Origin of the sequence: Pseudomonas sp. GL-B-19 (genome assembly GCF_019956415.1) — a bacterium.
Lineage (GTDB): Bacteria > Pseudomonadota > Gammaproteobacteria > Pseudomonadales > Pseudomonadaceae > Aquipseudomonas.
On the sequence record NZ_JAHBDK010000025.1, the window covers coordinates 37541 to 62258 of the forward strand.

The window sequence follows — 24718 nt, forward strand, 5'->3', positions numbered from 1 at the left end:
AATACCGCGCCTTCGCCCGCGAAGCGCCTTTCCCACACAGCCGGTCGCCCCCTTGAACGAACGCCCGATGTCCACTGCCTTACGCCCCTCGGCTTGCCCGGGGTTGCTGCGTATTGTTCAGGCGCTGGACGGTGGTATCTGTCGAATCAAATTGACTGGCGGTTCGATCAATGCCGATCAGGCCGAAGCGGTGGCGGATGCCGCCGAACGCTTCGCCGGGGGCGTGATCGAGGCGACCAACCGCGCCAACCTGCAAATTCGCGGAATCGGCGGTGAACACGCGGCGTTGATCGACAGCCTGATGGCGGTCGGGCTGGGTCCAAGTAGCGCCGCTGGCGATGATGTGCGCAACTTGATGCTCAGCCCGAGCGCCGGGATTGATCGGCAGAGGCTGCTCGACACGCGCCCGTTGGCCGAGCAAATTCTTGCCACGCTGCAAGGCGATGCACGCTTGCACGACCTCAGCGCCAAATTTGCCGTGCAGCTGGATGGCGGCGAAGGCCTGGCGATGCTCGAACATCCGCATGACCTGTGGCTGTCAGCGGTCGAGCGAGACGGCGAACAACGTTGGGCGTTCGGTCTGGCCGGGTGCCCGACAGATGTCCCCGCCAGTTCGGTGGCGCTGGATCAAGGCCATGCGCTGGTGGTCGCAGTGCTGGAGTTATTTCTTGAATTAGCGCGGCCCGATCAGACCCGCATGCGCCATCTGCTCGCTGAATATTCACTCGACGGGTTTCTCGCTCGACTGGCCGAACGTGTGTCGCTGATCCCCATCGAGGGTTGGCAGCGCAGCGCGGGTCCGGATTTCTTGCACATCGGCGCGCATCCGCAGCGTGACGCCGAACGTGTGTACATCGGCGCAGTGCCGCCACTGGGTCGTCTTGATCCGGCGATGCTGCGGGGTATCGCAACACTGGCCCGGGAGCAGGGCGACGGCTGCCTGCGTTTCACGCCGTGGCAAAGCCTGTTGCTGCCCGGTGTGCAGGCCGACAATGCAGCGCACGTTATCCACAACCTTGAACAACTCGGCCTGCGCTGCTCGGCCGATGATGCTTTGGCCCAACTGATCGCCTGCACCGGCTCCACCGGTTGCGGCAAAGGCATGGCCGACACCAAGGGCGATGCCCGGCAACTGGCCGCTCTGCTGCAACATCACGGGCTTGCGCTGAACGTTCACCTGTCGGGTTGCTCGCGTTCCTGCGCGGCGGCGCACATCGCGCCAATTACTTTGTTGGCGGTCTCTGTCGGTCATTACGACCTCTATTTTCGCGATGCAGCACAGCCCGGTTTCGGCGCGCTGCACGCACGCAATCTTACTATTGAAGCGGTCGCAGCCTTGCTCGACGACCGCTCACGGAGCTCCCTAGATGCTTGATTACATCCGCGACGGTCAGGAGATCTATCGCAACTCCTTCGCGATCATTCGCGCCGAGGCCAACCTGGCACGGATCCCTGCCGATCTGGAGAAACTCGCAGTGCGGGTGATCCACGCCTGCGGCATGGTCGATGCCATCGACGGCTTGCAGTTTTCCGAAGGCGCGGGCAAGGCCGGGCGCGAGGCGCTGGCCGCCGGTGCGCCGATTTTGTGCGACGCGCGGATGGTCAGCGAAGGCGTGACCCGCACGCGGTTGCCTGCCAACAACGAAGTCATCTGCACACTGCGCGATGACAGCGTCCCGGACCTGGCCCGCGAGTTGGGCAACACACGCTCCGCCGCAGCGCTGGAACTGTGGCGCCCGCACCTGGAAGGCAGCGTAGTGGTGATCGGCAACGCGCCCACCGCGCTGTTCTATCTGCTGGAAATGCTCGACGCCGGTGCGCCGAAACCCGCCCTGATCCTCGGTTTCCCGGTAGGCTTCGTCGGCGCAGCCGAATCCAAGGCTGCGCTCGCCGCCGACAGTCGCGGTGTGCCGTTTGTGATCATGCAAGGCCGGCTCGGCGGTAGCGCCATGGCTGCCGCCGCCGTTAACGCCCTCGCCACGGAGATCGAATGATGCAGCAACCTGGACGCTTGATTGGCCTGGGCGTCGGCCCCGGTGATCCGGAACTGATTACCGTCAAAGCCCTGCGCCTGCTGCGCGAATCCCCGGTGGTGGCGTACTTCGTCGCCAAGGGCAAAAAGGGCAATGCCTTTGGCATCATCGAAGCGCATTTGCAGGACGCGCAAACGTTGCTGCCGCTGGTGTACCCGGTGACCACCGAAGCACTGCCGGCACCGCTGTCGTATGAGCAAGTGATCAGCGATTTCTATGATGCGGCCGGCGAAGAACTCGCCGCGCATCTGGACGCGGGTCGTGACGTGGCGGTGATCTGCGAAGGCGATCCGTTCTTCTACGGTTCTTACATGTACCTGCATGATCGTCTGGCCGAACGCTATGAAGCCGAAGTCGTGCCGGGCGTGTGCTCGATGCTCGGCGGTGCTTCGGTGCTGGGCGCGCCGCTGGTGTATCGCAATCAGAGTTTGTCGGTGCTGTCTGGCGTGCTGCCTCACGACGACCTCAAGCGTCGACTGGCCGATGCCGATGCGGCGGTGATCATGAAGCTGGGGCGCAATTTCCCCAAAGTCCGTCAGGTGCTCGAAGAGCTCGGTCTGGCGGAGCGCGCGCTGTATGTCGAGCGCGCGACCATGGCCAATCAGAAAATAGTGCCGCTCAATGAGGTCGAGCCAATGTCCTCGCCGTACTTCTCGTTGATCATCGTTCCGGGCGAAAGGTGGCAAGGCTGATGGCCCGTCCAGTTCCGGCGATTGTCATTCTGGGTAACGGCAGCCTCGCGACCGCGCGCAAGATTCAGCAGTTGTACCCCGGCGCGATGATCCATGGCCTGGCCGAACGGGTTGAAGGTGCGGACCTTGCCTATCACGAGTTCGGTGCCACCCTGCGTGAGCTCTATCAGCAGGACACACCGATCATCGCGCTGTGTGCGGCCGGCATTGTTATCCGCACGCTGGCGCCGTTGTTGCTGGAAAAAGGCGCCGAGCCGCCGGTGCTGGCCGTGGCCGAAGACGGCAGCGCCGTGGTGCCGCTGCTCGGCGGGCTGGGTGGCGTGAACGTCATGGCTCGGGAAATTGCTGCCGGTCTTGAGGTCGCTGCGGCGATCACCACCAGCGGTGAATTGCGCTTTGGCACCTGCCTGCTTAATCCGCCGAGTGGATACGCACTCGCTGATCTGGAGTTGGGTAAGCGCTTTGTCTCGGATTTGCTCGCCGGTCAAAGCGTGCGGATAGAAGGCGCGGCACCGTGGCTGGCGCAGGCTCAGTTGCCGGAAGATCCCGAGGCGCAATTGTCGATCCATGTCGGCAGTGCTGAACGCACGCCAGCGGCCAATGAGTTGCTGATTTACCCGCGCAGTGTGTTGGTGGCGGTGAATGCCGATGTGGCGGAACTGCCGAATGCGATTCGCGCGGCGCTGCATCAGGCCAAAATCGCCGTGCAATCGGTGGCGTGCCTGTTGGCCAGCGATCTGCACATGACTACCCCGGCCTTGCGCGAAGCGGCGCTTGAGCTGGGTGTGCCGCTGCGGTTTGCGTCGGATTGCGGCGGCGTCAGTGAACTTGCCCGTCACACCGTGCCGGAGGCTACCGTCGTTTCGGCGGACACCGTTCTTGCCATTGCCGTGGCCAGCCAACCGTTGGACCTTGCCCGGATCGGTCGTGCGCGTGGTCGCCTGGCGGTGATCGGCCTGGGCCCTGGCGCTGCCGAGCTGATGGTGCCGGCGGTCAAGGCCGAGCTGGCGCGCGCCAATGATGTACTCGGTTACGAAACCTACGTGCGCATGGCCGGGCCGTTCCGCGACGATCAAGTGATGCACTGCACCGACAATCGCGAGGAAATGCAGCGCGCTCGCCATGGGTTCGAACTGGCTGCCCAAGGGCGCTCGGTGGTGGTCGTGTCGTCCGGCGATCCCGGCGTGTTCGCCATGGCGGCCGCGGTGCTGGAAGCATTACACGAATCGAGTGAGCCGCTGTGGCACAGCGTTGATCTGGAGATCCTTCCAGGCGTTTCTGCGTCCCTGGCAACCGCGGCTCAGGCCGGTGCGCCGTTGGGGCACGACTTCTGCGTGATGTCCCTGTCGGACAACCTCAAACCTTGGGCAATCATCGAGAAACGTCTGGATCTGGCGTCTCAGGCTGACCTGGCGCTGGCGTTCTACAATCCGATCTCGCGTTCGCGTCCCTGGCAGTTGGGGCGGGCACTGGAGATTGTCGCGCAACACCGCACCGCAGAAACGCCCGTGGTGCTGGGGCGGGACATTGGGCGCCCGGGCCAGACCTTGCGTGTCACCACACTGGGGCAGTTGACCCCGGATCAGGTGGACATGCGCACCATGGTGCTGATCGGCTCCTCTACCACCTGTGTGTTCCCGCGTGCCGAGGGTGGCGAGTGGGTCTATACGCCGCGCTGGTATGGCGACAAGCCAACTTCCTGATAGTCAGCGGCCTCGTACTGAGGCCGCTCTACATCTGTCGCTATTTAATTAATATCAAATTTTTGCAGCGATATTTTTACATGTGTTGATGTAAGTTGATGCTTTAGTGGTTGAGCGTATCTGGTCGTTTTTGGTGTTCTTGCATTTCTGAATGTTTTGTAGGTAATTAATTGTCTGTTTTATTTTTTGAGGCTGAAAATCAATTCGGTTAGTGTTGATTTGGCGCTTTAATTTAATCGTCAATTGTTACTCTACAGGGAAGTGTATTTATGCATGAGCAAGATAAGAATCGTACTGGTGGGTATGTAAGTTTTATCGATCTTTTCAAGTTGTCTGATCTTGAGCAGGCGTTACATGAGCATAAAGGCACCGATGAATACGACGCGGTGTTTCGGTATTACTTCGGTTGTATTGGTCAGCTCGGTTTTCCACAGATACGAGTGCCGCTCGGGTTGCTGTTCCAGGCACTTGGATCTTTCCTGGATCCCTCAAGGCGACGCCGGCGTTCGGCGGAAGTGAAGGTGCTGGCCGAACCGGGTGAAGGTCAGTCCCCCACCCTGACGGATATTCTCGACCGGGTTGAAGCTTTTCAGACGCGCTTGTCCAACAGTGTTGAACAGTTAACGGTCGCCCCCACCGAAGTACCGAAAATCCTGCACTTTGTATGGCTTGGCGGTGGCGTCGGGGATATCCAGCGCGATTACATCAATGTCTGGAAACAGGTTCTCGCGGGGGAAGGTTATAACCTCAAACTCTGGTACGACAGCGACGCGTTGCTGGCCTACGAAACCAACCGGATCATTGTCGAGGCGGCCAAGGCTGATGCGATGATCAACGGTGGGGCGACCAGCAAGACAGCGATTGAACTGGGCGACAAGTACGAAGAGCGAGCCATTGTCCTCAAGCAGCAGATGAGCGCGCATATCACTAGCGCGGTAAAACGCGGCGAAAAAGCCGACGATGCACGAATTGATCTTCTGGTCCGCGCTTATGGGCAGAACGAAGCGCACTTGAAAGCCTTGAAGGTAAAAAACCGCGAGAGCCTTTCTGCATTGGCCGAGGGCGCTCTTGAACTTCGTGATCTGGCCAGTAATGGCACGCCGCTACGCTTGCAGGCTATTTACGAACGAGAAATCAGTCTGCGCGGCAACTTTGCCGCCGCCTCGGATGTGGTACGTGTCGAAGCCTTGATCACTGAAGGAGGCAGTTACGCGGATGTCGATAACCTGCCGCCTCTTCTGGAAGTGCTGGGTGAGTTGAACATCAGCCAATTTGGCACTGATGCGCGCTTGGGGGTGCTGCAGTTGTTGCTTGATCATAATCCCGAATGGATGCCGGGCCGCCAGGCGCTGCGCAGCAAGTACACAAGCTATGTTGAGGTGATCCCCCTGGAGCATCGTCCGGCGCTCGAACGTTTTGCCAAAAGTCGTCCAGCGTTGAACAGTGTTTTCCGCCCGCCCGTCGAGCGCCTCGTTCGTCCGGCCGGGCTGCGAGCTGTCGCCGAGCAAAGCAGTTTGAGTAATGCGTTCCTGATGGCTCATCCCGACTCGGCGATGCTGAGCGCAGTCATCGACCGTTTCAGGATCAACTATGACATTGTCGATGCCACGGCCCGGTTGGCCATGCAGAGAAAGGTTGCATTGATCGATGCCGAGGCCATGAGCGGTATTGCGCAGGAGGTCGTCGAGAAAAGATTCGGTCCCTTGCGCGAACTGCCGGAGGAAGAAGACCTGTCGCTCGGTTTTCTGATTGAAGCGGCAGCCACCTATTACAGCGATGGTATTCGCCCCCAGAGCGAAGTGACGATTTACCTGACCGGTCCTGCAGCGATGCGTGATGCCATCGCGGCTTACGTCAGAATGCACTTCACCCCTCAGGCAGCTGACGCCTGGCGTGAGGACGTCACTATTGCCCCCATTGCAACCGTCAACCGGGCGACCGAGGAGGAGCTGGATCACTCCTGGAAGGAAAACACGAGTGACACCTCCCAATGGCTGGCCAGTGAGCAAAAGCGCTGGCAAGAAGGGAAATTCAAAAACCGTTTCATGGGTGACATGGCGCAGCTGCTGAAGTACCAAAGCATTGATTTCGAGGAAGGCTGGCCGGTCATCGAAGGGCGCCATGTGTTGTCGACCGGTCTGTTGCAGCACTTGGCCGATGAACTCGGTGAGCCGTTTCTGCAGGCGATGAATGAACAGCGCAGCGATACGGTGACGTTTGAAAAGGCGGTGCCTTTGAGCTTTGATGACCGGAAATCGATCAACGCCCAGGACCCAAAAGCGCTGCCTCCCGCTTCGCTGAGCGACACGTTGAGCCAACGTCTGTCAGTCGATGAAATCTTGACCGGATTCGCCAGCGGCTCGTTCCTGACGACGCAATTGAGCCCCGCTCAGCGCCTGTTGCTCGGTGCTTTGTTGGGGGCCAAGGCATTGGATAACCGCAGCTTCGAGGCGGTGAGTGCCGAGCTGGATAACCTGGTCAACACCCTTAGCGATCTGGGCGTTTCGGGGCGGTATGCGGCGATTGAACGTCAGCTCTTCAAACACAATGCGCCGGCTTTTGTGGCTGGAGTGGACGGTCCGCCCGGCGAACCGCCAGCGTTCTCCGAGCACGCACTGGAACTCAAGAAAAACGCCCTCACGCATCCGTTGACCTTGCGTCAATGGGGGCAGCATGTCGCCCGCATCCAACAGGTCGCCAAGCTTGAGTACCGTGACCGGGTTGTCGAGCGGGTGGGCATTGTTCTGGACAGCTTCCATGCGGGTACGACGAAACTGGTACCACAGGACTTGCTGCTACAGGGGGCCGGCGAGCGGGTGGGTGGCCGCTGTTATCCGTTGACGCTGGCGATGGCCGCGGCGCTGGTACACGGTCCTGCCGCCGCCAATACCCTGCGGGAACGTTTCTACCTCGGGGTGATTGACCATGAGGAAAACGACTCCGCGGTCTTTCTGCACGCCGTGGAAGAAATGCGCGGCGTGCAGCTCAACGAAATGGGCACCGCCCTCGCTCGCTCCGATGTGGCGCAGGTGGTGGCGGTACTGGAAGCCAAGACCTCCACCAGTACCTTGATGCTCAACTCCAACAACCACTCGATGCTGGTGGCGAAAACCTTTGTCGGCGAGCGCAGCCTCTATCACTTTTACGATCCGAACTTCGGTGTGTTCGAGTTTGAGCAACCGCTGCTGTTTCGCGAAGCGTTGGAGCAGTTCTTTCTGCAACATGAAATGGCCAAACAATACGCCGCCTATGGCGAAGCATCCCAACCAACGTTTGACCTGATCGAACTGGACGGTACTCGTCTGTCTGCAACGTTGTTGCCTTCCGGTATTCGTGTGTCGGAGTTGCTGCAACCAGGCCCGTTGAAGGAACAGTCACTACCTGCGGTCAGGCAGCGTCTGACCAGTGCTTACGGCGAGTCGCTGATGAGCAATCCGCGGCTGGGCAGCAGCCTGCTGGAGCTCGACAGCTATGGGTGGAGCCAGCAGATACACGAGGCAACCACTGAGCTCCTGGAAAAAAACCAGCTGCCGCATGAGCTTGTCCCGTTGTTCGAGACACTGGAGGTGACCCCGGTCGGTGAGTATCGCCTGAGCCTGATCGATCCCAAGAAACCTGAACAACTGGTGCAGGTCATCACCAACGATCAGCGCTTCCTGCGCATCAAAACCTATCTGTCAGAGCAATTCTCTGCGCTGGCCACAAAACCCCGGTCGCCGGTCAATGAACCGGATCCGACAGGCGCCGGCAGCGTTCATACCTTGAACGCGGGGTTCACCATCCAGGCGCTGATGAACGCGTTGCGCAATCAGGAAGGTGCCGGGAGACCATTGACGATGGCCGTTCGGTTGCACGCCTACGTCAATTACGCGCAGTTGGTGCATGGCAACGTGGTCGATGTGCTGGGGCTGGTCAAACTGGTGCGACAAGCACTGGCTGAAGAAAAGGTGATCGCTCAAACCTGTGCGCCGGTGGTGACCGAAGCGTTGGGCCATGTCGCCAATGAAGGCGTGGGTACGGTATTAGGCCTGGCTAACGCAGGTTTCGATATTTACCAATTGTCCACCGCCGACAACGACGTTGAGCGTGCGCAGTACGGTACTCAGCTGGCATTCGATTCCGCCAGCGTGTTGTTGGCAGGGGCCGGGATCGGTGCCGGTGTGGTGGGGGCGAGCACCGCGGCCGCGGTGCTGGGTGGTGCGGGTGTGATTCTGGGAGGCCTGGCGATTGGTGCGGCAGCGCTCGCTCAGGGTTTTGCTGTCATTGCCGAAGAGGTCAAACAGGTCGGGTTGTTTTTTGACGGGCTGGAACGAGCCCTTCGCGACGGTGGCTATCGGTTCGATGAAGCCGCCAGTGCGTGGTTGCCTCAATCGGTTCTGGTGTTCCAGACGCTGGATCTGAAGGCGCGAACCCTGGCCTTCGGCAGCCCTGAACTGTTCCCCCTGCGTGATCATCTCGGGGTCCCCGATTTTGATGTGGATTACGCGCGAGCGATTGATGTTCGCCGCGAACTCGGTTTGCCAGGGCGCGCCGCGTTTGCACCTGTTGCGGGTCAGACCATCGTGCTGCCTTGCACACCTAAAACGATTTACGGCTATGAATACAAATGGCTGCCCTTTTCGACGCTGCGCCACGACGTCGGGTTTGATACGGCGCGTCGCCTGGAGAAGAGGAAAGCGAATGGCCAGCGTCAGTTTCTGTTTTCGTTCTATTCGTTTCCCGGTGACTACATTGTCTATCGCCTGAACCCGGTCTATCAGCCGACGGTGATCAATGTTCGGCTGGACGCCATTGCGCGCACGCTGGTGGTGCCCGCTCTGCCGAAATCGTGGCACGACAAGATCACTTATAAAATCGAGGGCGCCGGTGCGAACTGTTCACTCGTGCTCAATCCCGGGGTGAGGATCGAACTGGAGTCGCCGAGCCAGGAGACCTCGCATTGGTTGCTGCAAGCCTCGTGGGCCAAGGAAAGCGATGTTCGAGTGGAGCGCTTTGGCGGACTCTTCATCGGCGCCATCAAAGTGGAGTTGAGCGGCAGGGGGCGCCATGAGGTCCTGATAAAGATCGGCAAGAATCAAGTCTTCAAGGTCGATTTTACCAAGATGACATTGACGGTTATCGAGCAGGACGCGACCCCGGGCATGGATGCCCAGGCGTTGCAGGATCACTTCAAGACGTTGGCCCGAGCGCATCGCTTGGGCATGCCCTATACGCCGGTTCATCAGTTTCCGGTCCCGTTCGAAAAACCGGATGAACCGAGGTTCACGACCGCCTGGTACGACTCGGCTGTCGATCGCTTTCTATACATCCGCGACGATGAGCGGGGGGAAGCCGATGAGGCGTTGTTGGGCGCAGTGGTAGACGGTTATGCGTACTTTTATCACCCGCGAAATTACTTTGTCTGGCAAGTTGACGCAGTGACTGGCCTGCTCAAGCGGCGTTATCGGCTATTGCTCACTGAGGTAGCCGATAGCCTCATTACCCACTGCAAAGAGACGACGCATGGGGTGATAACCATCGTGCAGAAGGTCACTCGTAAAGACCAGACAGTGGATGAGTTTGTCTATCAGCTGCATGAGAACGAACTGTACTTGAGCTCGATGACTCGAGACCTGGACCCGGCGCTGGAAGCGATCGTGAGCAAAAACGAGGCACTCGGCGACTGGGCTCAGGTATTGGGTGAGCATGTTGTATTTGCGCCTACGCCGGTAAACGGTGTTGTGACCACTGTCGACTGGCAGCCTGCGGTGTACGTCTCGATTTGCTGGAAGGTGGATTCGACGCTGCGCGACCTGGCCTGGATTCGCCGCAGTGACCGCCTGATTGTCCGCCCCACCGCGCTACGACACCGGGAGCGAGGCTGGCCGGACTCCATCAAGAATTTGCAAGAACTCACACTTGTCCCGCCGGCGAACAATGAGGGTGAGGTGTTCGTCGTTTACGACAAGGTTGCCAAGCGACTGTCTCGGCAGCAACGAATCAACGGGACCTGGTCCATTGAACAGATTGAGCCTGCAGGGCTGGTGAATGTGGTTGCCGTTGAAGAGGAATATCTGGCGCTGACAGATAAAGGCCTGTTCTTCAATGTAACCGCTGAAGGTCGCCTGCAGTTGGGTGGCCTGACGGATGACTGGCTCAAGGATCGGGCACATTGGTGGTTGGCGCTCGACACTGTGGCGAGCCAATACCCGGTCACGAATTTTGCCATTGTGGGATTGACCCATGTGCACGGTCATCTGCGGTTAAGTGCCTGGTACGTGAACAATCGGTTGCTGTTATCCGATCTGGGGCGTGGTGAGGAAGTGCGCTTGCTGAGCGTTACGCCGGACAACACTGCAGCCTGGTTGCTGGAACTTTCAACCGGTGAAATCTACCGCCAGGCCTTTATCGATCCTGCGCAACTCGCCAGTGCATTTGGCCAGGGCTCACGATTGTTGCAGGCCGACGCGATACCGGCACCTGTGCGTGAGTGGGCGCCCTGGCGGTTTACCGATGTCACAGCAGAAGGCGCAGGACTTCGTGCAACAACGCTTGAGGGGATCAACGTGGAGTTGCGTCATCAGGAGTCGGCGTTGATCACCGGGGTCGATAGCCAATGGGTGACTGTTCAGACCGGCCCGTTGCAGGATGGCCTCAAGCAGTTGGTCGAGAACCACCGGCACGCGGCGTTCCTTTCGGTTGACGAGCCCGACAGCCTGCAATGGTATGTGACTGAAACCGGACGATTGATTCGGGTTTCGAAAGCGTCAATCACCGACGACTTCGAACTCTTGGGTACCCAGCAGCAAACCAATGTGTTGCTTCATGAAAACAAAGACGGGCTGTTGCATACCTACCCGGGCATGGAGCAGGCCGGGCCCGTGCGTTATGTTCAGCGCAATGCTGAAGTGCTGACAATTGAAGGGCAGATGACAGTCAGTGACCTGATGCCGTTGATTCCTGACGATGTGAACACGTTGATCCTTCGACTGGGGCAGGGTGCCGTTACTTACCGTTTATCGAAGGCCGCCTGGCTCAGGTTGGAGTCGGTCATTGTCGACTGCCGACCGATACCGAGACGTGAGGTGTCAATTCCCGGCAAGTTGATCTGGGCGCTGGACACCTCGGAAAAGCTGGTGCTGAGCAAGGTTCAGGACCACTTGGTCATTGTCGATACTGACTGTGGGCACAGCCTGATCCTTCGCGACGTGTTCTCGGCGGACGTCACCATACGGGGTGAAATGTTCCTCGCCGTAGAAGGGTATCGATCCTTTGCCGTGTCCACGTTGGTGAACGCTTTGCTGATCAAGCAAGGAAACAAGGACAACATCTTGCTGAGCGAGCTTGTACCGGCGCAGCGCATCGAGATTGCGACCGCAGAGGAGGTTTTCGACAATGGGGATAGCTGAGTCCGGTTGACACAAGGCCACAGGTTTTTTCAGATCTGCGGCCTTGAATGTCAGGGAACCAGATAGCCCTTCACGCCCGTAAAGATGATCTGCGCCGCCAAGGCGCAGACGAACAACCCCATCAAACGGCTGACAATCTGCAAGCCCTGGTCGCCGAGAATACGCTCGATGTGGTTGGCCAGATAAAGCACGACGCCCACGGTGAAACTCGCCAGGGCAATACTGAGTATGGCCGTGAGCTTGTCGTCCCAATGCGGCTGGCCTATGCCCATCACCAGCAATGCGCCAATGGTGCCGGGGCCGACTGTCAGGGGAATGGTCAGCGGGACGATGGTCACGTCCTGCTGCACGTTATCGGTTTGCACCGCCGACTTGCCTTGGGCCATGCCCAGCGCCGAGATGAACAGTACGCTGCCGGCGCCGATGCGGAACGCGTCCACGGTGATGCCGAAGACACTGAAAATCACTCGCCCGAACAGGTATAGCAAAACGCTGGACACCAGCGTGGCGACCGCTACTTTCCAAGCCAGGCGTCGTTGTTCTTTGCGCGAATAGCCGCGAGTCAGGCTGATGAAGCAGGACAAGACGAAGAACGGGCTGTAGAGCACCAGCATCTTCAGGTAAACGCTGAATAACACTTGGAGCATGGTTTTGGCTCGCTTCAAAAGAGGGGTGAGGCGAAGTCTATCAGTCGATCAATTGCGTGTGGGAGTCGGCTTTCAAAGATCGGCCTGTTGTTCGTCTTTATTTGAGTGTTTTCAACTAAGTGTTTGGTGTTGGTTGTTATAGATTGGCGGATATGATGTTACATATTTTGGTTTGTTAGTGTTCGCTTGTTTGGTTATTGTTTTTCCGGCGAGTTCATGAGGAACTTGCTTTAATGTAAATAAGGAATTTGAAATGAATAACCTAGTAGTTAGTGATCAATATATTGCTGCCTGCGTTAAAAGTCTGAATGAATATGAGCTTGGTGATGCAGTAGCTATTCGCCCTCGTAGTATTTTTACGCTAGGTGATACCGTTGAAGAACCGTCGAAAGGCTCTATTGTCGGTGAAGGTATATTGTCTTTCAGCGGTGGCCTCAGTGGTGTGAATCGCTCGGATGCGCAGAATGCTTTTCTCTTTGCGAGCCTTGTTGCGAACAAAGCATTTCCGGAGGAGTCCCAGGGTAAAGAGTGGTATGCGGAGTTTCGGGACGTCATGAGAAAGGCGGGCTGGACGCATATCAAAAGCTACTACAACGACTTGCACATCAGCGGAACTAGTGTCCGCATGGATAAACTGGTGTTGGAGATTCTTGGCTCGGTGGTCGCGGGCATTGCGCTGCCTGGTCCGACTACTGCATTGATGCTGAAAGTGGCGGGGGAGGCGATTGCAGCCCTGCAAAAGCGTGATACGGAACTAACTGTTTATGAGCGAAATCTGTTGGCGCAAGGCGTAGGCGGAATAGCGGCCGGTGCGTGCACTGAACATAATGGCGTAACCATTATGGCCCTCGGTGCGGTGCGGTTTTTACGCACTAACACGTCGACCAAAGTACTGTTTGTGGATGTGGATACTCGGGATGTGAAACTGTATCGCGGTGAAACTTTCTTTGAAAAAAATGATTTGGTCGCTGCCGCTACTCGTGAGGTTATTGCAAGTAAACTGATCGCGCACGCCGGCAAAATTGCTGACTATGATATTTAATTGAATCTTGCAGGGCGGTCGAGTATCGACTGCCCTTTTCTATGAGCGAGTAAATGATATGAGTTGCGATTACTTAGTGTCGGTGGTGGGGGCTGCTGTCGTGATTGTTCCTGAATCTGATGGGTGGGTAGCTCATGATGATTTGGTCAATTCTGTATTGCTGGCGCAACTGGTTGCCAATAAAGAGATGGAGAAAAAGCCGGAGATTAATTGGTACAACGCTTATGTGAAAGTTTTAGATGACTTCTGGCTGCGGCAAACAAAGGCGCAAGAGGAAAGGCTCATTACCGAAAACTGCGGCGAGTCTGCGATCGAATGGGTTGTGGCTGCGATGTCCAAAGGTGCTCCAGACGAAGGGCAAGCTACTGCCGCAACATTGGCACGGGTGGCGAGTGTGTCGGGCACTGAACCTGCAATGAGCTTGCTGCGCAGCCATGTGCAAAAAACGTCCGCAGATGAATCGACTGAAGTACCTGCGCCAGCCAGGAATGTGCGTTTGCTTGTAATTCTGGCGCGAACTCCGACCTCGGTCACAAGCGTGTACCTGGAGTTTAAAACCCGTCAAGAGATAAGCCTCAATCCTTTGGCACAGCTCTTTCAGGCCGAAAATGTACAAGGCACTGTCAGCATGCGTTACGCCCGGGTCAATCTGTCCGAAACCCTATACGGTCCCGCGCGTGATGCTATCGCCTGGAAGGTCAGGGAAAGGCTCAAGGGTAATGTTGCGCTGTTAAGCCTGACCGACAGCTGTTCTGGTGTGCAGGTTCCTGAGGAAATTGAATCATGACGCAATTGATTGCTCCACCGGCTGCGGTTGTTGGCGGCAGCGTCGTGGCGTTTGCCAGTGGTTTGCCTGCGTCCCACCGAGAAGACATTTACATGAGCACGGCTTTTGCGCAAAACGCTACCCGTGCTGCGTTTAACGATGGATTGTCGGGTGACTGGTTTGAGTACTACCGCAATCAACTGAAGTTTCTCGGATGGGATGTTCCAGAACCTGAAATATTATTGCCCCTGCAGGACAGCCTGATGGGCAGGCAGGCAATGCGAAGTATCGCAACACGTCTCGGCGAGACATTCTCCCAGCCTATGAGTCGGGCTTTGGCACAGATGGAGCACAACGCATTGGCGCTCGAGGTCTTCGACTCGACGAGCCTTGGCTCCGATGGCGGTTACTTCCAGATGATTCCTTGCGTGATGAACGGTCCGAACAAAGTTGATATGGGGATTTATCACCGACAGTTTCAAATTCGTCGAAATGTCTCTCGATTCCTGTTTGTCGAGGATCAAACGCTCGTGCACAACAGCATCGAACAGATGGCTGTGATTACCTTCAACACACTTCACTATGCCCAGTTTCGGGACAAGGTGAAGCAGTCGGTCATATCCCAGTCTCTGAAATACCTGATCGATCTGGAACTCTGACAAGCTCGCTGCACAAGGTTGCTCAGAATGTCGACGCTGTACGACTTTGCTGATCACGCTGAGCCACCCAATGCTCGATCAGGTCACGCAACTGCGACAGCTCCACCGGCTTGGCCATGTGCCCGTCCATGCCAGCCTGACGTGCTCGCTCTTTGTGCTCGGCGAGGATGTGCGCGGTCAAGGCAACCACCGGTGTGCGGGTGCGCTGGTTGCCGACTTCCCAGGCTCGTAACTGCTGGGTGGCAGAGAAGCCATCGAGGATCGGCATTTCGCAGTCCATCAACACCAGGTCGTAGCGTTGGGCTTTCATCGCCAGCAAGGCTTCTTCGCCATTGCTGGCGGTGTCCGGTTGCAGGTTGAGTTTGCCGAGCATGCCGCGAATCACTTTGGTCGAGATCGTGTTGTCTTCGGCCACAAGGATGCGGAAGTCGCTTGGGACCTTGACCGGAAGCGTCGGGCCAGTGGGCAGATGATGCGAAACGGCCGGGCCTTTGTTGCGCTGATTCAACTCGTCCGCGAGGGTGGTCTTGAGGGTGTAGCCGGCCACGGGTTTGGCGAGGATGCGCTTGATTCCGCAGTTGCGCGCAATGATCTTGCTCGGCGCATTGCTGATGCCGGTCAGCATGATCAGCAGTATGTCGTGATTGAGGCTCGGGTCTTCCTTGATCTTGGCCGCCAGTTGCATGCCGGTCATGCCCGGCATGTTCTGGTCCAGCAAGACCACATCAAAGTAATCGCGCAAATGAGCCTTGGTGCGCAACAACGCCAGGGCTTCCTTGCCGGAAGGCACGGCGCTGACGTTCAGGCCCCAGGCGCTGCATTGTTGCACCAGCACTTTGCGGCAGGTGTCGTTATCGTCCACCACCAGGACGCGAGCACCTTGCAGCGGACCATCGAGGTCGCAAGTCGGGTGCTCAAGCTGGTCCGGGTCCAGTGGCAACGTCAGCCACAGCGTGCTGCCCTGGTTGGCGCCGGTCTTGATGCCGAACTCGCCGTGCATCAAACGGATCAGCTGACGAGCGATCACCAGCCCGAGATTACCGCCCAGACTCGTTGCCGAGAGGAAATGCTTGCTGTGCAGTTCGGCGTGCATCAGGGCATCGCGCTCTTCGGCCTCCATCGGCACACCGCTGTCTTGCACGGCAATGCGCAGCCGCGGTTTTGCACTGCGTTCATCGAGGGCGACGACGATCAGAATTTCGCCTTCGTCGGTTTTCTTCAGCGCGTTTTCCAGCAGGCTCAGCAGGGTCTGGCGCAGGCGTGTAGGGTCACCGCCGATGACGCGCGGCACTTGCGGCTGGATGAAGCTGATCAGTTCGACATTCTGCTGCTCGGCTTTGGCGCGGAAGATACTCAGGCAGTCTTCGATCAAGGCGTTGAGGTCGAACTGTACGTCATCCAGCTCGATCTGCCCTGACTCGAGCTTGGAGATGTCGAGAATCTCGTTGATCAGTGTCAGCAGTTCGTTGCCGGCGCTGTGGATGGTTTGCACGTAATCGCGTTGTTTGACCGACAGGGGAGTGCCCAACAGCAGCTCGGTCATGCCCAGAACGCCATTCATGGGTGTACGGATTTCATGGCTGATTTTCGCCAGGAATTCAGCCTTGGCGTTGATCTCGGCGTTGCTGGCGGCCAGGTCGCGACTGACACTGAAACGATCTTCAGTGATGCTGCGCTGACGTTCGCTCAGGGCGATGCTCATCAGCAGGCCGCTGATGCAGGTGAACACCAGAAGCGTAGTGATCAGACCTTGCGGCGCGACCAGGGTCAGTCCCAACAGGGCGGGCAGGATGATCAGGGTGCCAATGTTGAACACCACCATCGCAGCGACGAAAAACCGAGCCGGGCGATAGCCTTTTTGCCAGTGATAGGCGCTGACGAACAACATGCTCAGGCCTGCCAGAGCAACCAGGGCGTAAGTAATGATGTTCAGCGGCAAGGTGTTGACGAACAACAACAGCAGGCCGCAGGCGACGATGAGCAGAATGTCCGCCAGCAGCAGTTTGTTCAGCGGGTGCGGGCCGAGCGGGGCGAAGAAGCGAATGGCAAGCATCAGGCCGCTCGGCGCAGTCAGCAATAACGCGAGGTAGGCGCCCGGCGCCTGGATGGCGTGCCAGTTTGGCAACCATGGCCCGGCCAGATTCAGCAGCAATAGCAAACTGAGCATCAACAACCCTTCACACCAGGCCAGCCAAAGGCTGCTGCGCGAACGTGTGTAGGCGTAGCGCACGAAGTTGTACAGGATCAGCATGCCGAGGCAACCGAACAGCAGGCCGTAGATCAACGTCTGGTTCTGATCGGCCGCGGTCGTGATCGCCGATTGCAGGGTGATGTAAGGCCGCAACTGATGGTTGGAGACCAGACGCAGGTAAACGTCGAGGGGGTTGTCACTTTGCGGCAGCGGCAACATGAAGTCGCTGCTGGGCAGGGGGCGGTCAATCTGGGGCTGCCTGGTACCGGTGTTCAAATGATCGATCAGCGTGTCGCCGTCGAGTACATACAGGTTGAGCGCCGACAGATCGGGTGCGAACACCCGCAGCAATTGTTCATGCTTGCCGGGGGCCAGCCTGAAACGCAGCCACAACGCGCCATCGGGCTCGGCCGCCGTGAGGCGATCGAGTTCGATGGGACTGAATTGATTGGTGTAGCGAGCGGAACGGATGTCGCTGAGCTGCAGGTCGCCCTGTTCATCAAGCAATACCGCCCAGCCACTACCTTGCGCGGCCTGGGCCGGGAGCATGCAGAGCAAGGTCAGCAGAGTGACGGTGAGGCTTATGGCAATCCTGAGCCAGCGCACGGCGAAATCCCTTCGTAGGTTGATGCCAGATTATAACTATGCGCGGTGCCGGAATAGTCCGGCAAGGACCAGCGGCCCTTGCCTCGCCGAATGAATGGCCTTATTCCTGGCTCTCGCCACGCTCACGGGCAATGGCACGGTAGCCAATGTCATTGCGGTAGAAACAGCCTTCCCAATCAATCTTGGCCGCCAGCTTGTAAGCCTGCTGCTGAGCCGCATCGACGCTGGCGCCCATGGCGGTGGCGCAAAGTACACGGCCACCGGCCGTCACCACTTGACCGTCCTTGAGCGCAGTGCCCGCGTGGAAGACTTTGCCTTCCAGCGCGGCGGCTGCATCCAGACCGTTGATGGCCACACCTTTGGCGTAGTCACCCGGGTAACCACCAGCGGCCAGCACGATACCGACGCTCGGACGTGGATCCCATTGCGCTTCGACTTTGTCCAGTGCTTGAGCCAGAGCGGCTTCGACCAGCAAGACCAGACTCGACTGCAAACGCAGCATCACCGGTTGGGTCTCAGGATCGCCGAAACGGCAGTTGAACTCGATGACTTTTGGGTTACCAGCCTTGTTGATCATCAGGCCTGCGTACAGGAAGCCAGTGTAGACGTTGCCTTCCTCGGCCATGCCGCGAACGGTTGGCCAGATCACCAGGTCCATGGCCCGCTGGTGCACTTCTGCAGTGACGACCGGGGCAGGGGAGTAAGCGCCCATGCCGCCGGTGTTCGGGCCGGTGTCGCCGTCGCCGACGCGTTTGTGATCCTGGCTGGTGGCCATTGGCAGCACGTTCTTGCCGTCGACCATGACGATAAAGCTGGCTTCTTCGCCGTCCAGGAACTCTTCGATGACCACGCGCGAACCGGCGTCGCCGAACGCGTTGCCCGCGAGCATGTCGCGCACGGCGTCTTCGGCTTCTGCCAGGGTCATGGCAACGATCACACCTTTGCCGGCGGCCAGGCCATCGGCCTTGATCACGATCGGTGCGCCTTTTTCACGCAGATAGGCCAGGGCTGGCTCGATCTCGGTGAAGTTCTGGTAGTCGGCGGTCGGGATCTTGTGGCGTGCCAGGAAGTCCTTGGTGAAGGCTTTCGAACCTTCCAGCTGCGCAGCACCAGCGGTCGGACCGAAGCAGTCCAGACCACGGCTGCGGAACAGATCGACCACGCCTGCAACCAGCGGCACTTCCGGACCGACGATGGTCAGGGAAACGTTTTTCTCGGCAAAGTCGGCCAGCTGCTCAAGGGCCAGCACGTCGATAGCGACGTTCTCGCACTTGGCTTCGATGGCGGTGCCGGCGTTGCCGGGGGCCACGAATACTTTCTGCACGCGCGGATCCTGAGCCACTTTCCAGGCCAGTGCGTGTTCACGGCCACCGCTGCCAATGATCAAAACATTCATTTCAAAAACCTCGGATGACGCTAATTCGGGGAAGCATCCCGCTGGATGCTTTTGTAGGAGCTGGCTTGCCAGCGAAAGGAGCGCCGCGGTGTGTCTGACGGGGCCCCTTCGCCGGCAAGCCGGCTCCTACAGTGGACGTGTGCTTAGTGACGGAAGTGGCGCATGCCGGTGAATACCATAGCGATGCCGGCTTCGTCGGCTGCAGCAATCACTTCGTTATCACGCATCGAGCCGCCTGGCTGGATCACCGCCGTGATGCCGACCTTGGCCGCGTTGTCGATGCCGTCGCGGAACGGGAAGAAGGCGTCCGATGCCATGACTGCACCCTGTACCTGCAAGCCGGCGTGTTCAGCCTTGATCGCAGCGATACGGGCGGAGTTCACACGGCTCATCTGGCCTGCGCCGACACCGATGGTCTGACGGTTCTTGGCGTAGACGATGGCGTTGGACTTAACGTACTTGGCCACTTTCCAGGCGAAGATCAGGTCGTTGATTTCCTGTTCGGTCGGTGCGCGCTTGGTCACGACTTTCAGGTCATCGGCGCCGATCATGCCGATATCACGGCTCTGCACCAGCAGGCCACCGTTGACGCGTTTGTAGTCCCAGGCAGCGGCGCGATCAGCCGACCATTCGCCGCAGGCCAGCAGGCGCACATTGGCTTTTGCCGCCACGATGGCACGGGCTTCTTCGCTGACGCTCGGGGCGATGATCACTTCGACGAACTGACGCTCGACGATGGCTTTGGCGGTTTCAGCATCCAGTTCGCGGTTGAAGGCGATGATGCCGCCGAAGGCCGATTCGGTGTCGGTGGCATATGCCAGTTCGTAGGCCTGGCGAATACCGCCTTCGGCGTCCGGGCTCACGGCTACGCCGCACGGGTTGGCGTGTTTGACGATCACGCAGGCCGGCTTGACGAAGCTCTTCACGCATTCCAGTGCGGCGTCGGTGTCGGCCACGTTGTTGTACGACAGTTCTTTGCCCTGCAACTGGGTTGCGGTGGCGATGCCGACTTCGGCAGGCTTGGCTTCCACGTAGAACGCCGCGCTTTGGTGCGGGTTCTCGCCGTAGCGCATTTCTTGAGCCTTGACGAACTGGGTGTTGAAGGTGCGCGGGAACTCGCTGCGACCTTCAGTGCTGAGTGTTTCAGCAGCCTGGTTCACGGTGCCCATGTAGTTGGCGATCATGCCGTCGTAGGCGGCGGTGTGTTCGAAGGCCTTGAGCATCAGGTCGAAACGCTGAGCGTAAGTCAGGCCGCCGGCCTTGAGGCCTTCCAGAACGCTGGCGTAATCGCTGGCGTTGACCACGATGGCCACGTCTTTGTGGTTCTTGGCCGCCGAGCGGACCATGGTCGGGCCACCGATGTCGATGTTCTCGATCGCGGTCGGCAGGTCGCAGCCAGGCTTGTTGATGGTGGCTTCGAACGGGTACAGGTTGACCGCGACCAGGTCGATCGGCTTGATGCCGTGCTCGCTCATGATGGCGTCATCGATACCGCGACGACCGAGGATCCCGCCGTGGATTTTCGGGTGCAGGGTTTTCACCCGACCGTCCATCATTTCTGCGAAACCGGTGTAATCCGCGACTTCCACTGCGGCAACGCCGTTGTCGCTCAGCAGCTTGAACGTCCCGCCGGTAGAGAGGATCTCGACGCCCAGGGCTTCAAGCTCTTTGGCGAATTCGAGGATCCCGGTCTTGTCGGAAACGCTGATCAAGGCGCGGCGGATCGGCAGGCGGGTAGTCTGGTCGGTCATTTCAATTTCCATCAAAAGCAAAGGAGTCAGCAAAAAAGGCGACCGGTTTTACGCGGGCGCCTTTCTGGTTTGATTGAATGCTTACAGCAAATCGTACTGCTTGAGTTTCTTGCGCAGCGTGCCTCGGTTGAGCCCTAGCAGCTCGCTGGCCTTGGTCTGGTTGCCCTTGACGTAGTTCATCACGCACTCGAGCAGGGGAGCCTCGACTTCGGAGAGCACCAGGTTGTACACATCCGTGACGGCAGCGCCCTCAAGGTGGGCGAAATAATTGTGCAGCGCCTTCTCGACACTCCCGCGAAGGGTCTGACCTTCTTCGCTGGGCGTATTGAGGTGCTGTTTCAAATTTACGTTGTCGCTCACGGGTGTTGTTCCACTCACTAAAGTCTCGGTCATCATCGTCATGCGGCCACCCCTTCTCCGTCCCCTGTCAGGCTCTTGTAACGTTCGGCAAAGAAGCCCTGAACGTTGGCGCATTGTGCTTCCGTATCTTCCAAACGATTGAAGTGGGCGCGAAACTCCCTGGCGCCCGGCAAGGTTGCGAGATACCAGCCCACATGCTTTCGAGCGATACGGACACCCATCACGTCTCCATAGAAAACGTGCAGGGCGGCCAGATGCTCTAGCAGAATGCGTTCCACCTCGATCAATTCCAGCGCCGGGAGTTTTTCGCCGGTACGCAGGAAATGCTCGATCTCACGAAAAATCCATGGCCGCCCCTGGGCAGCCCGGCCTACCAACAAACCATCGGCACCGGTCGCATCGAGCACGTACCGGGCCTTCTCGGGTGAATCGATATCGCCATTGGCAAAGACCGGCATCGACACCGCCTGCTTGATCGCGGCAATGGTGTCGTACTCGGCTTCACCGGTATACAGATCGGCACGGGTGCGGCCATGGACCGCCAACGCCGTAATGCCTGCCTGCTCGGCGATCTTTGCCACCGTCAAACCATTCTTGTTGTCCCGGTCCCAGCCGGTACGGATCTTCAGGGTCACCGGCACATCAACCGCAGCCACCACGGCCTGCAGGATCTCGGTGACCAATGCTTCATCCTTCAACAGCGCGGAACCGGCAGCCTTGTTGCAGACCTTCTTCGCCGGACAACCCATGTTGATATCAATAATCTGCGCGCCCAGTTCGACGTTGGCCCGGGCCGCGTCCGCCAGCATCTGCGCATCACCACCGGCGATCTGGACCGAGCGTGGCTCGGGATCACCTTCGTGGATCATGCGCATCCGCGACTTGCGGGTGTTCCACAAACTCATGTCACTGGTGACCATTTCCGAGACAACCAGCCCCGCGCCCAATCGCTTGCACAGCTGACGAAAGGGTTGGTCGGTGACTCCCGCCATCGGGGCGAGAATCAAGCCGTTTTGCAATGTATATGGACCGATGCGTACCGCCGACATAGGACTTCCCTGTTGTGGGGCCGGATCATTAGAGTTCGAAAAAGGGTTGGCATGATACCCGCTCTCGATGACTGGATAAAGGCTGAATTGAACAAAATCTGAACAGTTATGCTGTTATTACCAGCAGTCAGGTATGGACGGTACCAGTCAGAAATCTTCCGCCAAGCCTGTAACGGTAAAGCGTTTCACTCGGGGGAGTGGAAGCTCAGGCTGTAGTTCACCGCTTTGGCGCCCGGGTCGAGAATATCCAATGCGATGTGGATTGGCGTTTGCGGTGGCATTTCCGCCATGCCTTCGAGGTCGCCAGTGAGGTACTCGCCGGGTTTGAAGCGACGGCTGGCAATCAAATGGCCATTAAGGTCGGCAAAGCGCAGTTCCAGCAACGGGAAAGGCTGGGAGAACGCGGCGCGGTTGTAGATGATCGCATCGACCACCAGGGCACCACTGAATTCCGGGTGGCTTCGGACCACCAGATTGCTGCTTTTGATTTTGGCAATGTCGACTTTGGACGGCACGGTGCAGCCGATTTTCGGGCACAGTTGCTGGAACCAGGGGCGGTACTGGTCCTGGCGGGCCAGCTCGTCGAATTGGTAGGCAATGTATTGGCCCGCGAGCGCGGCGGCGCCAAGCAAGACCAGGAGCAACCAGAACAACCGCCGGCCCCAGGGGGATCGTCGCTTTTGCCAATCCAGTTGCAGTGGGTCGTCGGTCAGGTCCTGCAGTGCCTCGGCGCGCACGCCCGGTTCACTGCGCTCGCGACGTTTGCGCAACGGTTCGATGGATGGCAGGTTGTCGTCGAGTTCTTCGGTCGCTGATAGGCGCTCGTGGTTGAGGGGGGCGTCGAGTGGGTCGTTCAGGCGCAGATGGGGCACCTGGGGCTCTTCGTCCAGATCAACCGGCTCCAGCGAAAACGAAGGCTCGGTTCGCGAGTGCTTGCTCGGTTCAGGTTCTGATTCCGGCTGTTCGGTTTCTGCTGACTGGGCGCGGTCGGCGGCCGACTCGCTGAAGAGGCTATCGGACCACGGCTCTTCGTCGTGCTCGATAGAGTCGCGACGAGCACTGAGTCCGTCTTCGCGGTGCCGGCCAAACTCTGTGGTTGGCTGGATTTCCCGCTGTTCGAGTCGGGCGAGCTCTTCGTCCAGGTCCAGGCTGTCCAGATCCAGTTCGGAGGCGGTCCACTGCTTTTGGCTGATAGCGCGTTGCACCGGCGGTTCAGCGATGGCCGGGGCAACCGGTTTGACGGCTTCTTTACCGGCCCGTTGTTCCAGCAATTGTTTGGCGGCGTTGAATACCTGCAAGCAGGAGCCGCAACGAACCACTCCACGGGCCACGCTCAACTGGGCATGGCTGACGCGGAAGCTGGTTTGGCAATGCGGGCACTGGGTGACGAAGCTATCGGTCATGCGGCGATCCGGTTTATGCAGGCGTTCATTCTAGCGCCGACGGCCGGTAATGCGCACCCAGCCATCGCGATTGGCAATCGGATCCAGATCGAAGTCTTGAGCATAGGCGGCGGCAACGTCTTCACCTTGTTCGGCGAGGATACCGGACAACGCCAGGCGTCCACCCGGTTTCACCAGGCTGGACAGTTGCGGGGCCAGGGAAACCAACGGCCCGGCAAGGATGTTGGCGACCAGCACGTCCGCTTTGACCGGCGGCAGATCTTCCGGCAGATACAGCGGGAAGAGTGCTTCGGCAATGTTATTGCGCCCGGCGTTGTCGCGCGAGGCTTCCAGTGCCTGGACGTCGATGTCGGTGCCGACGGCTTCCTTGGCGCCCAGCAGCAGGGCGGCAATCGCCAGAATCCCCGAACCGCAGCCAAAATCCAGCACGTTGCAGTCTTTCAGGTCCTGGCCATCGAGCCATTCCAGGCACAGCGCGGTGGTCGGGTGGGTGCCGGTGCCAAACGCCAGGCCCGGGTCAAGCAACAGATTCACGGCGTCAGGCTCGGGCGCGGCGTGCCAGCTCGGGACGATCCACAGGCGCTGACCGAAACGCATCGGCTGGAAGCCGTCCATCCAGCTGCGCTCCCAATCCTGGTCTTCGATGACTTCGCTGTGATGCTCGGGCAGCGGGCTGCCGGTCAGCAGCTCAAGGTGGGCCAATACGCTGGCGGCTTCGGTACCGCCTTCGAACAGGGCCAGCAGGTGCGTGTGCGACCACAGCGGTGTGGTATTGAGTTCTGGCTCGAAGATTGGCTGATCTTCGGCGTCCATGAAGGTCACCGATACGGCGCCCACTTCAAGGAACGCGTCTTCGTAGGTTTCGGCTTGTTCTGGGCTGATGGCGAGACGGACTTGCAGCCAAGGCATGGCGGGCACCTTTGAAAAATATTGATTGCAGCCTAGCGGGCTGCGAGAAGCGCGCAAGTTTACGCGAGCGCGGAGGTTTTGTGGGAGTCGCTTTCCCTTGCAGTTCCTTGTGGGAGCGAGCCT

Annotated in this window: 16 protein-coding genes; 8 read left to right on the top strand and 8 right to left on the bottom strand. The window is 58.8% G+C overall.

Annotation, left to right across the window (positions count from 1 at the left end; translation table 11 throughout):
- Window positions 1-67: 67 nt before the first annotated feature.
- From cobG to KGB06_RS10680, 5 genes are all read left to right on the top strand, one after another.
- The gene (cobG, locus tag KGB06_RS10660; RefSeq protein ID WP_317849385.1) at window positions 68-1375 is read left to right on the top strand and encodes a precorrin-3B synthase; all 1308 of its coding nucleotides are present in this window, start codon (window positions 68-70) and stop codon (window positions 1373-1375) included.
- On the top strand, window positions 1368-1994 hold the full coding sequence (locus KGB06_RS10665; protein ID WP_007945227.1) for a precorrin-8X methylmutase: 627 nt from the start codon (window positions 1368-1370) through the stop codon (window positions 1992-1994). The genes cobG and KGB06_RS10665 overlap by 8 nt, the downstream gene beginning before the upstream one ends.
- Window positions 1994-2725: a precorrin-2 C(20)-methyltransferase gene (locus tag KGB06_RS10670; protein ID WP_033049173.1), complete on the top strand. Its 732-nt coding sequence runs from the start codon at window positions 1994-1996 to the stop codon at window positions 2723-2725. The genes KGB06_RS10665 and KGB06_RS10670 overlap by 1 nt, the downstream gene beginning before the upstream one ends.
- Complete coding sequence (gene cobJ / locus KGB06_RS10675) at window positions 2725-4428, top strand: precorrin-3B C(17)-methyltransferase (RefSeq protein WP_223515131.1); 1704 nt, start codon at window positions 2725-2727, stop codon at window positions 4426-4428. Before KGB06_RS10670 ends, cobJ begins: the two co-directional genes overlap by 1 nt.
- Window positions 4429-4697: 269 nt before the next feature.
- On the top strand, window positions 4698-11816 hold the full coding sequence (locus KGB06_RS10680; RefSeq protein WP_223515150.1) for a TcdA/TcdB pore-forming domain-containing protein: 7119 nt from the start codon (window positions 4698-4700) through the stop codon (window positions 11814-11816).
- Between the two features lie 50 nt (window positions 11817-11866).
- On the opposite strand, the gene KGB06_RS10685 is transcribed toward KGB06_RS10680, so the two are convergent.
- Window positions 11867-12463 (bottom strand): MarC family protein, encoded by a 597-nt coding sequence (locus KGB06_RS10685; protein WP_007945221.1) that lies wholly within the window; start codon window positions 12461-12463, stop codon window positions 11867-11869.
- Window positions 12464-12716: 253 nt separating this feature from the next.
- Between KGB06_RS10685 and KGB06_RS10690 the strand changes: the two genes are divergently transcribed.
- Genes KGB06_RS10690 through KGB06_RS10700 form a run of 3 tightly spaced genes read left to right on the top strand, consistent with a single transcriptional unit; the run spans window position 12717 to window position 14930 of the window.
- Complete coding sequence (locus KGB06_RS10690; protein ID WP_223515153.1) at window positions 12717-13505, top strand: hypothetical protein; 789 nt, start codon at window positions 12717-12719, stop codon at window positions 13503-13505.
- Window positions 13506-13563: 58 nt separating this feature from the next.
- Window positions 13564-14292: a hypothetical protein gene (locus tag KGB06_RS10695; protein WP_223515155.1), complete on the top strand. Its 729-nt coding sequence runs from the start codon at window positions 13564-13566 to the stop codon at window positions 14290-14292.
- Complete coding sequence (locus tag KGB06_RS10700; protein WP_223515158.1) at window positions 14289-14930, top strand: hypothetical protein; 642 nt, start codon at window positions 14289-14291, stop codon at window positions 14928-14930. The genes KGB06_RS10695 and KGB06_RS10700 overlap by 4 nt, the downstream gene beginning before the upstream one ends.
- A 22-nt stretch (window positions 14931-14952) precedes the next feature.
- Here KGB06_RS10700 and KGB06_RS10705 read toward each other — a convergent pair whose 3' ends face one another.
- The 7 genes from KGB06_RS10705 to prmA form a co-directional block, all read right to left on the bottom strand.
- A complete protein-coding gene (locus tag KGB06_RS10705; RefSeq protein ID WP_223515161.1) occupies window positions 14953-17727 on the bottom strand; it encodes a hybrid sensor histidine kinase/response regulator in 2775 nt (924 codons plus the stop codon).
- Window positions 17728-17827: 100 nt separating this feature from the next.
- Complete coding sequence (gene purD / locus KGB06_RS10710; RefSeq protein ID WP_223515164.1) at window positions 17828-19123, bottom strand: phosphoribosylamine--glycine ligase; 1296 nt, start codon at window positions 19121-19123, stop codon at window positions 17828-17830.
- A 143-nt stretch (window positions 19124-19266) separates the two neighbouring features.
- Window positions 19267-20874: a bifunctional phosphoribosylaminoimidazolecarboxamide formyltransferase/IMP cyclohydrolase gene (gene purH / locus KGB06_RS10715; RefSeq protein WP_223515167.1), complete on the bottom strand. Its 1608-nt coding sequence runs from the start codon at window positions 20872-20874 to the stop codon at window positions 19267-19269.
- An 81-nt stretch (window positions 20875-20955) separates the two neighbouring features.
- A complete protein-coding gene (fis, locus tag KGB06_RS10720; RefSeq protein WP_007907419.1) occupies window positions 20956-21276 on the bottom strand; it encodes a DNA-binding transcriptional regulator Fis in 321 nt (106 codons plus the stop codon).
- Window positions 21273-22283 (bottom strand): tRNA dihydrouridine synthase DusB, encoded by a 1011-nt coding sequence (gene dusB / locus KGB06_RS10725; protein WP_223515170.1) that lies wholly within the window; start codon window positions 22281-22283, stop codon window positions 21273-21275. Before dusB ends, fis begins: the two co-directional genes overlap by 4 nt.
- 185 nt (window positions 22284-22468) lie before the next feature.
- Window positions 22469-23686, bottom strand: coding sequence for a DUF3426 domain-containing protein (locus tag KGB06_RS10730; protein ID WP_223515173.1), 1218 nt, complete (start codon window positions 23684-23686; stop codon window positions 22469-22471).
- Window positions 23687-23716: 30 nt separating this feature from the next.
- A complete protein-coding gene (gene prmA / locus KGB06_RS10735; RefSeq protein ID WP_223515176.1) occupies window positions 23717-24595 on the bottom strand; it encodes a 50S ribosomal protein L11 methyltransferase in 879 nt (292 codons plus the stop codon).
- Between the last annotated feature and the right edge of the window lie 123 nt (window positions 24596-24718).

Coding starts and splice junctions, on each gene's coding strand:
- KGB06_RS10665 (WP_007945227.1), top strand. CDS start 1,368: ATGCTTGATTACATCCGCGACGGTCAGGAGATCTATCGCAACTCCTTC.
- dusB (WP_223515170.1), bottom strand. CDS start 22,283: ATGTCGGCGGTACGCATCGGTCCATATACATTGCAAAACGGCTTGATT.
- KGB06_RS10700 (WP_223515158.1), top strand. CDS start 14,289: ATGACGCAATTGATTGCTCCACCGGCTGCGGTTGTTGGCGGCAGCGTC.
- cobJ (WP_223515131.1), top strand. CDS start 2,725: ATGGCCCGTCCAGTTCCGGCGATTGTCATTCTGGGTAACGGCAGCCTC.
- KGB06_RS10680 (WP_223515150.1), top strand. CDS start 4,698: ATGCATGAGCAAGATAAGAATCGTACTGGTGGGTATGTAAGTTTTATC.
- purD (WP_223515164.1), bottom strand. CDS start 19,123: ATGAATGTTTTGATCATTGGCAGCGGTGGCCGTGAACACGCACTGGCC.
- KGB06_RS10670 (WP_033049173.1), top strand. CDS start 1,994: ATGCAGCAACCTGGACGCTTGATTGGCCTGGGCGTCGGCCCCGGTGAT.
- KGB06_RS10730 (WP_223515173.1), bottom strand. CDS start 23,686: ATGACCGATAGCTTCGTCACCCAGTGCCCGCATTGCCAAACCAGCTTC.
- KGB06_RS10695 (WP_223515155.1), top strand. CDS start 13,564: ATGAGTTGCGATTACTTAGTGTCGGTGGTGGGGGCTGCTGTCGTGATT.
- cobG (WP_317849385.1), top strand. CDS start 68: ATGTCCACTGCCTTACGCCCCTCGGCTTGCCCGGGGTTGCTGCGTATT.
- prmA (WP_223515176.1), bottom strand. CDS start 24,595: ATGCCTTGGCTGCAAGTCCGTCTCGCCATCAGCCCAGAACAAGCCGAA.
- KGB06_RS10690 (WP_223515153.1), top strand. CDS start 12,717: ATGAATAACCTAGTAGTTAGTGATCAATATATTGCTGCCTGCGTTAAA.
- KGB06_RS10685 (WP_007945221.1), bottom strand. CDS start 12,463: ATGCTCCAAGTGTTATTCAGCGTTTACCTGAAGATGCTGGTGCTCTAC.
- purH (WP_223515167.1), bottom strand. CDS start 20,874: ATGACCGACCAGACTACCCGCCTGCCGATCCGCCGCGCCTTGATCAGC.
- fis (WP_007907419.1), bottom strand. CDS start 21,276: ATGACGATGATGACCGAGACTTTAGTGAGTGGAACAACACCCGTGAGC.